The organism is Phyllobacterium phragmitis (assembly GCF_002980495.1).
GTDB lineage: Bacteria > Pseudomonadota > Alphaproteobacteria > Rhizobiales > Rhizobiaceae > Paramesorhizobium > Paramesorhizobium phragmitis.
The window spans coordinates 193,255-205,724 of record NZ_PVBR01000002.1 but is presented as its reverse complement, the minus strand read 5'-3'; the positions used below and the strand labels follow the sequence as shown (position 1 = coordinate 205,724).

The window sequence follows — 12,470 nt, the reverse complement described above, 5'->3', positions numbered from 1 at the left end:
AGAGTGTTCAGGCGTCGATCTCAACCCGGCCGACGGGATGGGTGCTACAGGCGAGGATGGCCCAGTGGTCTTTGCCGTGTTTCAACTTCGTTTGCGGGGACAGCATCCGCTTCGTGTAAGGACGACACGGTTCACGATTGCCGTGAATGTGGCATTCATCACACTTTTAGGATTGTCACAGGACTGCGAAGGCGGCTACCAAACGTCATCTGGAGCTATAGTGCCCGCATGGGAGGAAACGAGACCTATGAAACGCTCTGAAATCAACGAAATCATCCGCGAAAGCGACGCTTTCATCCGCTCCTTCGGCTATGTCATGCCGCCTTTCGCCTATTGGTCGCCGGAAGAGATGAAGGAGCGCACATCGAGCGATGCGGCGGCGATCCGCGATGCACGGCTCGGCTGGGACATCACCGATTACGGCCAGGGCAAATTCGCCGATCTCGGGCTCTTCCTGTTCACGACCCGCAACGGCAATGCCGAAGACCTGAAGAAGGGCGCCGGCATGCTCTACGCTGAAAAGATCATGATCTCGCGCAAGGATCAGCTTTCGCCGATGCACCGCCATATCGTCAAGGCGGAGGACATCATCAATCGCGGCGGCGCGACGCTGACGCTCGAACTGTTCAATTCGCTTGCCGACGGCAGCGTCGACGAGGAGACGGATGTCACGGTCGCCTGCGACGGACGCATGGTCACGCTCAAGGCGGGCGGGCTCTTGAAGCTCAAGCCCGGCGAGAGCGTCACGCTTCTGCCGGGCAACTGGCATGCGTTCTGGGGCGAGGGCGGCGACGTGCTCATCGGCGAGGTATCGACCGTCAATGACGACCTCACCGACAATATCTTCCGTGAAAAGATCGGCCGTTTCTCGACCATCGAGGAAGATGTAGACCCGCTCCACCTTCTGGTGTCCGATTACGATAAATGGCTTGCCTGACTGATGGCCTGATGCTGAAAGCTGGGCGATGTGCCGGCTTTCTTTATTCTGAGGAAACGCGAAAGGAATTGAGATGGGATGGGAACCGCGCGCCGATCGGTATGGGACGATGAAATACAATCGCTGCGGACGCAGCGGCCTGCATCTGCCGGCGATCTCGCTCGGCCTTTGGCATAATTTTGGCGACGACACGCCGCACGTGCTGAAGCAGACGCTCTGCCGCACGGCCTTCGATCTCGGTATCAATCATTTCGATCTCGCCAACAATTACGGCCCGCCTCCCGGCTCGGCGGAAACCGCCTTCGGCCGCATCCTGCGCGAGGATTTCCGTGGGCTTCGCGACGAGTTGATCATCTCGTCGAAGGCCGGCTATCTGATGTGGCCCGGACCTTATGGTGAGTGGGGCAGCCGGAAATATCTGATCGCCAGCTGCGACCAGAGCCTGAAGCGGCTCGGCGTCGACTATGTCGATATCTTCTATTCGCACCGTTTCGACCCCGAGACGCCGCTTGAGGAAACCATGCAGGCGCTCGACCATATCGTGCGTTCGGGCCGGGCGCTCTATGTCGGCATCTCCTCCTATAATTCGAAGCGCACGCGTGAGGCGGCTGCGATCCTGAAGGAACTCGGCACGCCCTGCGTAATCCACCAGCCAAGTTATTCGATGATCAATCGCTGGATCGAGGAGGACGGTCTGGTCGATACGCTCGAGGAACTCGGCATCGGCTCGATCGCGTTCACGCCGCTGGCGCAGGGCATGCTGACATCGAAATATCTTAGGGGTATTCCCGAGGAGAGCCGCGCGGCGCAGGGCAAGTCGCTCCGCACGGATTTCATCAACGAGGCGACCATCGCGCGGATTCGTGGGCTCAACGATATCGCCGCAAGGCGCGGACAGACGCTTGCGCAAATGGCGCTCGCCTGGGTGCTGCGTGGCGGGCGGGTCACCTCCGCCCTGATCGGCGCCAGCCGCCCCGAACAGATCACCGATTGCGTCAAGGCGCTCGAGAACGCAGATTTCACCGAGGAGGAACTGCGCGAGATTGACACTTATGCCGAAGATGCCGACGTCAATCTATGGGCTGCCTCGGCGGAGCGGGCCGGGCCTGAGCGCAAATCTTGAGGATGATTTGAGCGATCTACCGGCAGGGTTGCGTGCTTCTTCGCACCCCCCTCTGCCCTGCCGGGCATCTCCCCCTCAAGGGGGGAGATTGGCTGTCATTGATGACGGAGCTTAATTCTGCAACGTTGGTGATTGGCGAAACCGAACCTCATAGCTAATCTCCCCCCTTGAGGGGGAGATGGCCGGCAGGCCAGAGGGGGGTGCGAAGAAGCACGCAACCCTGCAATTTGACCGGATTGATCCACCGCGTCGAGAGTCAATCGGTCTTGGTGATGGCCTTCTTCTCGTTGGCGATCAGCCAGAGATTGCGGATATAGATGAACAGGCCCATGCCCTGGCCGGCGATGAACACCGGGTCCTGGCGCTGGATGGCGTAGACGAGAAGCAGCGCACCGCCGATCAGCGAGAAAAACCAGAAGGCGACCGGCACAACGCTGCGCTTGGCCTTTTCTGATGCGATCCATTGCACCATGAAGCGCATGCTGAAACAGGTTTGGGCGACGAAGCCGAGCAATATCCAGCCGTCGAACTGCTTGACGAAAACGTCGTGAAACCAATCCGCGAGATGAGCGAACAATTCAGCCATGGGTAATCTCCGTCACGCCGGGCACGATTTTGCGGCGGCGGCGCAGCCACCAGACGCCATAGAGATCGAGAATGCCGCGTGCTCCACGATCCAGTATACCGTAATTGGATTTGCCGTGGCGCCGCTCACGATCGATCACATCGACATGGACGACGCCAAATCCCTCGCGGATCACCAGCGCGGGCAGATAGCGATGCCAGCCGTCGAAGAACGGCAATTGCCGGAAAAGATCGGTATGGACTGCCTTCAAGCCGCAGCCGGAATCGCGCGTATCGTCCTTGAGAAGCGCGCTGCGCAGCTTGTTGGCTGCGCGAGAGGAAAGTTGCTTCAGTTTTGTATCGGTGCGCTTCAATCGTTGTCCCGCGGCTATGCCCGCCGTGGGGCCGGCCGCGAGAAGCGCGTCCGCGAGTTTCGGCAGATAGGCGGGGTTGTTCTGGCCGTCGCCGTCCATCGTCGCGACGATATTGCCCCTGGCGGCGAAGACGCCGGAGCGCACGGCAGCACTTTGCCCGGCCGAACGGTCGTGGCGGATATGGCGCAACGGCAGGCCCGAACGGATACGCTTTTCCAGAACAGCGCCGGTGGCATCGGTCGAGCCATCATCGACGACGATGACTTCGTAGGCGCGGCCTTTCATGGCTGCGTCCACCTCGTCAAGCAGGAATGCGAGATTGTCGGCTTCGTTCCGGCAGGGAATGACCACCGAGATCATCGTATCAGTCAATTAACCAAATCCTTCGGAGCGGATATGCGAGCGCACAAATTTCCACAGTCGTCGACCCACCCCAGTCGAACAATGCGCGGCTGAATAGCACCGAAAATGCGACATTGCCACGAAGAACTTGTGGTGTCGCTACGCTCTCTAGCGTTTTTCGCGGATATCGGTGAGCGTTCGCGCCGGGGTGATGGCTTCAGGGTCGAGCCGGATCTCGATGATCGCCGGCTTGCCGCTTTCCACTACGCGCTCAAAAGCAGGGGCGAATTCGTCCGTCTTTTCAACCGTTTCGCCATGGCCGCCATAGGCCCTGGCAAGTGCCGCGAAATCCGGATTGGTGAGATCGGTGGCGGAAACACGGCCGGGATATTCACGCTCCTGATGCATCCGGATCGTGCCGTACATGCCGTTGTTGATGACCAGCACGATGATCGGCAAATCGTACTGGACCGCGGTGGCGAAATCCTGCCCGTTCATCAGGAAGCAGCCGTCCCCGGCGAAACAGATGACGGTGCGCTCAGGATGAAGCTGCTTGGCGGCGACGGCGGCGGGCAGGCCGTAGCCCATCGAGCCGGACGTGGGCGCGGCCTGTGTCCCGAAGCGGCGGAAGCGGTGGAAACGGTGCAGCCATGTGGCGTAATTGCCGGCGCCATTGGTCGTGATCGCGTCTTCAGGCAGGTTTGCCTCGAGCCAGGCCATGATCGGCCCCATGGCCACGGCTCCCGGCCCGGCCTCGGGCGGCGTCGACCATTTGAGATAGGCAGCATGAGCTGCGGCCGCTTCGCCCGACCAGGGCAGCGGCCCGATCGGTGTCAGTTCATCGATCGCTTCGGCGAAAGCATCGGGTGCGGCGTTGAGGCCAAGCGCCGGGCGATAGACGCGGCCGAGTTCTTCCGGGTCAGGGTGGATATGCACCAGCATCTGGCTGGGATAGGGGCTTTGCATCAGCGTATAGCCGGAGGAGGGCATCTCGCCGAAACGCCCGCCGACGAGGAGCAGGAGGTCTGCGCTCTTCACCCTTTCCGCCAAGGCCGGATTGATGCCGATGCCGACATCGCCGGCGTAATTTTCGTGGAGATGATCGAACAGCATCTGCCGGCGGAAGGAGCAACCCACCGGCAGTTCCCATCTCTCGGCAAAGCGCGTGATGCGGTCGACGGCCTCGGCCGTCCAGCGCGAGCCGCCGAGGATCATGAAGGGTTTCTTGGCGGTTTCGAGAAGCGTATCGAGCTTTTTAATCGCTGCCGGCGAGGGGGCGGTCTCGACCGGCTGCCAAGCTTGCGGTTCGGGAGCCTCCGCCTTCTGGACGAGCATGTCCTCGGGCAAGGCGAGCACGACCGGTCCGGGCCTGCCCGATGTCGCCACCGCGAAGGCGCGGGTGACGAATTCCGGGATGCGGGCGGGATCGTCTATCTCGGCCACCCATTTCGCCATGTCGGCGAAATGGCGGCGGTATTCGACCTCCTGGAACGCCTCACGCTCGCGCGCATCGCGCTGCACCTGGCCGATGAAGAGGATCATCGGCGTGGAATCCTGCATGGCGATGTGGATGCCGGGGGAGGCGTTGGTGGCGCCGGGGCCGCGCGTGACGAAGCAGATGCCGGGCCTGCCGGTGAGCTTGCCCCAGGTTTCCGCCATCATCGCCGCTCCGCCCTCGGCGCGGCAGACGGTGACGCCGATATTGCTATCGACCAGCGCGTCGAGCACGGCGAGATAGCTTTCGCCCGGTACGCAGAACAGGCGTTCAACGCCATTGGCGGCAAGCGCTTCGACGATCAGTTGGCCGCCTGTCTTCATGATGATTGGTCCTTTTCAGCCAGTTCCGCCATGATTTCGCGCGTGTGCTCGCCAAGGCGCGGCGAGGGCCTGTCGTAGACGAGGGGGCTTGCCGACATGACGATGGGCGTGCGCACGGAGGGGATGGTGTTGCCGTGGCCATCATCGAGATCGAGGCGCAGGCCGCGCGCGACGATCTGCGGATCGTCGAACATCTCGCCGATGCGGTTGATCGGCCCGGCGGGGACGCTGTTCTCGATGCAGGCATAGAGCAAATCGGCGCGGCTGCGCTTCGACGTCTCGGCGCTGATCGCCGCCGTCAGTGCCGCGCGGTTGTCGAGCCGGGCGCGATTGGTGGCGAAGCGCGGATCGCCGGGCAGGGCATCGAGGCCTAGGATGGCGCAGAGGCGGGCGAACTGGCCGTCATTGCCGACGGCGAGGATGAGATGGCCATCGGAGGTCGGCACCACCTCGTAGGGCGCGATGTTGGGATGGGCGTTGCCCATGCGATTCGGGCTCTTGTGGCTGACGAGATAGTTCATCGCCTGATTGGCCATGACGGCGGATTGCACGTCGAACAGCGCCATGTCGATCCACTGGCCTTCGCCGGTTCGGCCCGCATGGATCACAGCCGCCTCTATGGCGGTCGCGGCGTAGAGACCGGTGAAAATATCGGCGACGGCGAGACCGACCTTCTGCGGCTCGCGGTCCGGCTCTCCGGTCACCGACATCAGGCCCGACATGCCCTGGATGATGAAGTCATATCCAGCCTGCTTTGCATAAGGGCCGGTCTGGCCGAAGCCGGTGATCGAGCAATAGACGAGGCGCGGGTTGAGCGCTTTCAGGCTTTCATAGTCGAGGCCGTATTTCTTCAACCCGCCGACCTTGAAGTTCTCAATGACCACATCGGCAGTGCGACAGAGGGCGCGGACGGTTTCCTGGCCCTCTTCGGTGGTGAAGTCGGCGGTGATCGAACGCTTGCCGCGATTGCAGGCATGGAAATAGGCGGCGGAGAGATTTTCGCCATCGGCGGCCGTGACGAAAGGCGGGCCCCAACCACGCGTCTCGTCACCGCCGTTGGGACTTTCGACCTTGATGACATCGGCGCCGAGATCGGCCAGGATCTGGCCCGCCCATGGCCCCGCCAGCACGCGCGCAAGCTCTACCACCCGGATGCCGGAAAGCGGTGCCTCAGACATGATGGTGATGTCTTTGGCGGGGTTCGTTCGGCACTTTTTTCAATGGAATCTTCCCTTATCAGGCATTTTTATCGCAGATATTGCGGTGATTATTCGGCGATTCGGTTCAGCCAGGCGATAAAATCCTTGGTGATGGCATCGCGGTTGATCTCGTTCAGGCTCTCATGTCGGGTTTCGGGGTAGATCCGCTCCGTCACATTTTTGAAGCCCATGGCTCTCATGCGTTGCGTGAGTGCCGTGACAGCCCCGCCATTGTCCGTTGCCGGATCTTTTTCGCCACCGACCAGATGGAACGGCATGTCGCGCGGGACATTGCCGAAGTTCCTGTCGTCGGCTCCCTGAAAGACGAGGTCGAAAATATCGAGCCACATGCCGACAGAGGTGTCCCAGCCGCAATGCGGATCGGCGATATAGGCATCGACTTCCGCCTTGTCGCGGGAAAGCCAGTCGAAATCCGTGCGGCGGTTCGGAATGCGGCGTCCCCATTCGCGAAAGGTGAGCCTGGGCAGGATACGGCTTGGCACATCGGAGCCGAGCAACATGCGTTCCGCCCTCAGGATCAGCCGGGCGAGCCTGCCGCTGGCGCCGGCCGAAAAATTGGCATTCCAGACCGCCGCCGCATCGACCGTTTCGGGATGGCACAGGACATAGGCAAGCGTGATCAGCCCACCCATGGAATGACCGAAGATCACCACCGGCAGGCCGGGATGCGCCGCATGGATATGGGCGTTGACGGCGGCGACATCGGCGAGGACTTTTTCGGCTCCACCGCGCACTGAGAACATGCCTTGCGGCGCGTCGGCCGCTGTGGTTTCGCCATGGCCGCGATGATCGTGCGCGTAGACATGAAAGCCCGCCTCGGCGAGCCGTTCGGCAAAGCGGGCATAGCGTCCGGAATGTTCGGCAAGCCCGTGATTGATCTGGATGGCGGCATGCGGTTTGCCGCGAGCCTGTACCCCACGCAGGCAGAGAGCCGCGCCGGAGGGCGAGGTCAGAATTTCGGCTGTCTGGAAAGGCAATCCGTCGTCCCCCTGCACCAATCATGGGCGATCTTGACCGCGTGGTGATCCAATAGTCAATTGGCGTTCTGTCATGATGTTGTCATATGCAGGAATGACCTATTTTGCCTAAGATTTAATCAGTGCAATTTATTTCTGCAAAGCCACTTGATAATTTCCAGAAGCTGCGCAAAAGTGCTTCTTGGAATGGGTTGAAAGACAATATTCCAGGGCTGGCGGGCTTATCGGGTGTTCTTTTCAACGACGACATAACCGGTTTAATCGGGAGCGATTGCACGGGGTTTCGACCCCTTTTGGGAAAACTGTCTTCAACGCTTTACATGCCGCCCATGGAAGAGAGGTGCTTCCGTAAGCGGAACCAGAGGGGAAACCGGGTGACGGAAATATCCGCGCCCGGTTTCGCACTTTTCGGGACAGGTGTTTTCTCCATCATTGCCCCGGCGTCCCAATTCGCCTACATACGGCGCAAATAAAATTTCCCCCAAGCAGCGGAGACGACGCGCGCAATGGCACGCCAATTCATCTATCACATGGCCGACCTCAACAAGGCCTACGGCAACAAGAAGATCCTCGAGAACCTGCATCTGTCATTCTATCCCGATGCCAAGATCGGCATTCTCGGACCGAACGGCGCCGGCAAGTCGACGGTGCTGCGCATCATGGCGGGCATCGACAAGGAATATACCGGCGAAGCCTGGCTCGCCGAGGGCGCGACCTGCGGATACCTGCCGCAGGAACCGGAACTCGATGCTTCCAAGGACGTCATGGGCAATGTCATGGAGGGCGTCGCCAAGAAGACGGCGATTGTCGACCGTTACAACGAGCTGATGATGAACTATTCCGACGAGACGGCGGACGAGGGCGCCAGGCTTCAGGACATCATCGACGCGCAGAACCTGTGGGACCTGGAAAGCCAGGTCGAGATGGCGATGGAAGCACTGCGCTGTCCGCCGGCCGATGCGGATGTGAGCAAGCTTTCGGGCGGTGAGAAGCGCCGTGTGGCGCTCTGCAAGCTGCTCCTGTCGCAGCCCGATCTGCTTCTCCTCGATGAGCCGACCAACCATCTCGACGCCGAGACGACGGGGTGGCTGGAAAACCATCTGCGCCAATATCCTGGTGCTGTGATGATCATCACCCATGATCGCTACTTCCTCGACAATGTGACGGGCTGGATCCTCGAACTCGACCGTGGCCGCGGCATTCCTTATGAGGGCAATTATTCCGCCTATCTCGCAGCCAAGGCCAAGCGCATGAAGCAGGAGGGCCGCGAGGAAGAGTCCCGCCAGAAGGCGCTGGAGCGCGAGCGCGAATGGATGGCGGCAAGCCCCAAGGCGCGCCAGGCAAAATCCAAGGCGCGCATCAAGGCCTATGACGAGCTGGTCCAGGCGGCCGACAACCGCCGCCCGGGCGAGGCGCAGATCATCATCCCGGCAGGCGAACGGCTCGGCCAGGTGGTGATCGAGGCTGAAGGGTTGACGAAGGCTTTCGGCGACCGGATGCTGATCGAAAATCTCGACTTCAAGCTGCCGCCCGGCGGCATCGTCGGCGTTATCGGGCCGAACGGCGCAGGTAAGTCGACCCTCTTCAAGATGATCACCGGCCAGGAAACGCCGGATTCCGGCACGATCCGCGTCGGCGATACGGTGCATCTGGGTTATGTCGACCAGAGCCGCGACCATCTGGCCGCCGACAAGAATGTCTGGGAGGAAATCTCCGGCGGCAACGACATCATCAAGCTCGGCAAGCACGAGATGAATTCCCGCGCCTATTGCGGCGCCTTCAACTTCAAGGGCGGCGACCAGCAGCAGAAGGTCGGCAATCTCTCGGGCGGCCAGCGCAACCGTGTGCATCTGGCCAAGATGCTGAAGAACGGCGGCAATGTCATCCTGCTCGACGAACCGACCAACGATCTCGACACCGAGACGCTTTCGGCGCTCGAGGATGCGCTGGAGAACTTTGCCGGCTGCGCCGTCATCATCAGCCATGATCGCATGTTCCTCGACCGGCTGGCGACGCATATCCTCGCTTTCGAAGGCGACAGCCATGTCGAATGGTTCGAGGGCAATTTCGAGGAATACGAAGCCGACAAGATCCGCCGCCTCGGACCTGAGAGCGTCAATCCGAAGCGGGTGTCGTATAAGCGGCTGACGCGGTAAATACCCTTGACCTGCCCGTGTCTTTCGCGGGCAGGTCTATTTTAGGCAGTAGGTCCCACCACCCAGAAACTCAATTTGACCGATGTCTCGCAATCTTTGTAGTTGCTGTCGAATTTTTTCGCGAACATGGTTGTTATTAGGGTATTTCTTCGAAAGTTCAGCTTCAAATCCATACACATCGGATAAGCTAAACTCATTCTTCCCGATTCTAAGCAGGCAATGGTAGACATCTTTCAACCATCCTTCAGCATTCACTAATTTGATTTCCATTGGAATCCATCGGCAGTTAAGTTGATTGCAATTTCTTCTATCATTTTTGCTAGGCGATTTCCGGTCACCTCGGCTAGCGTTCGATAATCAGGATTGTGTTCTGCACTTGATGGTGAGTATAGCACTGCATACCGACCATCTCCCATTTCCTCGATGATCACGCTTAAATCGTCTGAGTGGTAAGGAGAAAAATGCCGTGCACCACAGCTCTGGCAATCATCATCACACGCGCAAGACCATTCATCGTTCCACGATTCATCACATTGCTCGCAGATATAGTGATTCCGGAACCAAGACATAGCGGTGCTGCCCCTGGTGGCATTTGTTGAAATGATGAGGGTGAAATTTTTATTGAGTGGCTGTCCTTGACCGAAGCACGTGGAATTAGCTTGAAAGATAATCAGATACAGAGCAATAGCCATCGGAATTAAATCCATAGGTGCTGTTATGAAAGACTGGTCGGCGGCGCAATATCTGAAATTCGAGGACGAGCGCAGCCGGCCGGCGCGGGATCTGCTGGCGCAGGTGCCGCTTACCGCGCCGCGCAAGATCGTCGATATCGGGTGCGGGCCGGGGAATTCGACCGAGTTTCTGGCGGCGCGCTGGCCGGAGGCGGATATTTCGGGGTTCGATACATCACCCGATATGATCGACAAGGCGCGGGCGCGGCTGCCAGAGCTTCATTTCGAGCTTGCGGATGTGGCCAGTTGGACGCCTGATGAAAGCGTCGATCTGTTGTTCTCGAATGCCGTCTTTCAATGGCTGCCGGATCATATCGCGCAACTGGCGCGGCTTTTCGAGGCGCTGAAGCCGGGGGCGGTGCTGGCGGTGCAGATGCCGGATAATCTCGCCGAGCCGACGCACCGGCTGATGATCGAGATCGCGAGCGATGCGCGCTGGGCCGAGCGGATCGGGGCCAAGGCGCGCGATCCGTTGCCGCCGGTTTCCGCCTATTACGATGCGTTGTCGCCCGGAGCGGCGCGTCTCGATATCTGGCACACGATCTATAATCACCCGCTGGCGGGTGCCGAGGCGATCGTCGAATGGGTGAAGGGAACAGGCCTGCGGCCCTTCCTTGATCCTTTGAACGAGGACGAGCAGGCGGAATATCTCACGGCGTACACCGCGCGTATCGCCGAGCATTATCCACTTGCCCGCGACGGCAAGGCGCTCTTACGTTTCCCGCGCCTTTTCCTCGTGGCGCAGAAGGGCTGATTGGCGGCTCATCAAAATTTGTCGGGAACCGATCAGCGTCACGCGATAGTTCGGGGTCGAGGTTTCGTTTACAAAGCCAGGATGGATTGAGGGAGACGACGCCATGACCGATCTTTTATCGCCGCTTGGACGTGATGCCGGACAGATGCCCGAAATCGTGCCGAGCCGCAGGATCGGCGGCAAGGTTGCCGGCCTCTTCGAGGCCTTGCACGACCATTTCGGCACGCAGGCCGCTGATACTCTGGAACTGACGTTCGAGGGCATTGACGGCGATTACCATGCGGGGCTGACGCGCAAATCCGGCGGTCGCGAGCCATGGTATCCGCGCGGCACCGAGATGCGCAATGAGCGCCAGCTTTCGCTCGTCGCACCGGATGAGCTCGACGTCATCGCCGGCGACCTCGGGATTGCGGAGGTCAAGGCGGAATGGATCGGCGCGAACATGGTGGTCGAAGGCATTCCGTTCTTCTCAATGCTGCCGCCGCGCACGCTGCTGTTCTTCGAAGGCGGCGTGACGTTGAGGGTGGACGGCCAGAACGCTCCGTGCAAGATCGCCGGCACATCGCTTGCCGAGAATGCCGGTGCCGCCGATGTGACTGATATGGCGTTCGATTTCGTCAGGGCCGCGAAACGCCTGCGCGGGCTGGTGGCCTGGGTCGAGAAGCCGGGTACGGTAAACGCGGGCGAAAAGGTCGAGGCCCGGATACCGGAGCATTGGCATTATCCAGAGTGAATTCCTTCTTATGGCTCGCTTCATCTACCCCTCATCCGACCGCTTCGCGGCCACCTTCTCCCACAAGGGGAGAAGGAAGGTGCGCTGCATAAACCTTTCTGCCAAATACCGGGACTGAGCACCTAGTGGATTGACTCCGACGCTTCGCTCCCGCGAAACGTCGGCCCAACCACTAGATAACCTTTTGTTTGTGTTTGTTTCTTTTACACATTTGCGTCCAATTCCATCGGACTCAAATGTTAGAAACAAACCACTAGCGTATGCGATTGGCATACGCCTTCATGCATCATCTTCCCTTCTCCCCTTGTGGGAGAGGGTGGCCGCGAAGCGGTCGGATGAGGGGTGCTGCGCAAAGGGCTGGTCTTCCTGATCCGCACTCAAAAGCCTCGTCGCGCGCCATTCGGTCAGCTTGGCGTTGATCGCATCGAGCACGAAGAAGCGGGCGGAATCCTTGTCGTAACCTTCGTCGCGCAGCGCGTCATAATCGGTATAGACGTGGCGGACATGGGCGACCGTGGCCAGCCACACGGCGACGGATGGCGGCAGCGTCTTCATGTGCGGGGCCTGCGCCGCCGTGCGGATCGGCTCGGAATCGGAATAGGGCACTGCCGGCAGGAGCACCGTCAAGGCCCTGCCGATGGCGCGCTGACGTGCTGTTCCGGTGCTCATTGCATTCTTCCCTTTCCGCTCGGATCTCGCTTGCGGTAGTTTTTGCTTGCGCGATTTCTCATTTTCACATAA

At 60.1% G+C, this 12,470-nt stretch carries 12 protein-coding genes and 1 pseudogene; 5 read left to right on the top strand and 8 right to left on the bottom strand.

All coding sequences use genetic code 11. The annotated features are described in order from the left end of the window. Positions 1-247 precede the first annotated feature (247 nt). Together C5748_RS03135 and mgrA are read left to right on the top strand one after the other, a co-directional pair. Positions 248-937, top strand: a complete 690-nt coding sequence (locus C5748_RS03135) for a D-lyxose/D-mannose family sugar isomerase (RefSeq protein WP_105740481.1) — start codon at positions 248-250, stop codon at positions 935-937. Positions 938-1,010: 73 nt separating this feature from the next. Next, positions 1,011-2,060, top strand: a complete 1,050-nt coding sequence (gene mgrA, locus C5748_RS03130) for an L-glyceraldehyde 3-phosphate reductase (RefSeq protein WP_105740480.1) — start codon at positions 1,011-1,013, stop codon at positions 2,058-2,060. A gap of 256 nt (positions 2,061-2,316) precedes the next feature. On the opposite strand, the gene C5748_RS03125 is transcribed toward mgrA, so the two are convergent. The 5 genes from C5748_RS03125 to C5748_RS03105 form a co-directional block, all read right to left on the bottom strand. Further along, positions 2,317-2,646, bottom strand: a complete 330-nt coding sequence (locus tag C5748_RS03125) for a lipid-A-disaccharide synthase N-terminal domain-containing protein (protein WP_105740479.1) — start codon at positions 2,644-2,646, stop codon at positions 2,317-2,319. Beyond that, positions 2,639-3,358 carry a glycosyltransferase family 2 protein gene (locus C5748_RS03120; RefSeq protein WP_105740478.1) on the bottom strand — a complete coding sequence of 240 codons (720 nt, stop codon included), beginning with the start codon at positions 3,356-3,358 and terminating at the stop codon, positions 2,639-2,641. Before C5748_RS03120 ends, C5748_RS03125 begins: the two co-directional genes overlap by 8 nt. A 150-nt stretch (positions 3,359-3,508) precedes the next feature. Beyond that, positions 3,509-5,158, bottom strand: a complete 1,650-nt coding sequence (locus tag C5748_RS03115; RefSeq protein WP_105740477.1) for a thiamine pyrophosphate-binding protein — start codon at positions 5,156-5,158, stop codon at positions 3,509-3,511. Then, entirely contained in the window at positions 5,155-6,336 is a 1,182-nt protein-coding gene (locus C5748_RS03110; protein ID WP_105740476.1) for a CaiB/BaiF CoA transferase family protein, read from the bottom strand. Before C5748_RS03110 ends, C5748_RS03115 begins: the two co-directional genes overlap by 4 nt. A gap of 89 nt (positions 6,337-6,425) precedes the next feature. After that, positions 6,426-7,355 (bottom strand): alpha/beta hydrolase, encoded by a 930-nt coding sequence (locus C5748_RS03105; protein WP_105740647.1) that lies wholly within the window; start codon positions 7,353-7,355, stop codon positions 6,426-6,428. A 506-nt stretch (positions 7,356-7,861) separates the two neighbouring features. Between C5748_RS03105 and ettA the strand changes: the two genes are divergently transcribed. After that, a complete protein-coding gene (gene ettA, locus C5748_RS03100) occupies positions 7,862-9,511 on the top strand; it encodes an energy-dependent translational throttle protein EttA (protein WP_105740475.1) in 1,650 nt (549 codons plus the stop codon). 36 nt (positions 9,512-9,547) lie between these two features. Here the strand turns inward: ettA and C5748_RS29375 are convergent, their stop codons facing one another. Both C5748_RS29375 and C5748_RS27745 read right to left on the bottom strand, forming a co-directional pair. Next, entirely contained in the window at positions 9,548-9,781 is a 234-nt protein-coding gene (locus C5748_RS29375) for a Dam-replacing domain protein (protein ID WP_105740474.1), read from the bottom strand. Further along, positions 9,766-10,203 carry a hypothetical protein gene (locus C5748_RS27745; RefSeq protein ID WP_146119465.1) on the bottom strand — a complete coding sequence of 146 codons (438 nt, stop codon included), beginning with the start codon at positions 10,201-10,203 and terminating at the stop codon, positions 9,766-9,768. Before C5748_RS27745 ends, C5748_RS29375 begins: the two co-directional genes overlap by 16 nt. 25 nt (positions 10,204-10,228) lie before the next feature. On the opposite strand from C5748_RS27745, the gene tam reads away from it, so the two are divergent. Both tam and C5748_RS03085 read left to right on the top strand, forming a co-directional pair. Beyond that, positions 10,229-10,996, top strand: coding sequence for a trans-aconitate 2-methyltransferase (tam, locus tag C5748_RS03090; protein ID WP_105740473.1), 768 nt, complete (start codon positions 10,229-10,231; stop codon positions 10,994-10,996). 103 nt (positions 10,997-11,099) lie between these two features. Beyond that, positions 11,100-11,729 (top strand): MOSC domain-containing protein, encoded by a 630-nt coding sequence (locus C5748_RS03085; RefSeq protein ID WP_105740472.1) that lies wholly within the window; start codon positions 11,100-11,102, stop codon positions 11,727-11,729. 360 nt (positions 11,730-12,089) lie between these two features. Here the strand turns inward: C5748_RS03085 and C5748_RS03080 are convergent. Beyond that, positions 12,090-12,398: pseudogene (locus C5748_RS03080) on the bottom strand (DUF2293 domain-containing protein); the annotation flags it as partial. Between the last annotated feature and the right edge of the window lie 72 nt (positions 12,399-12,470).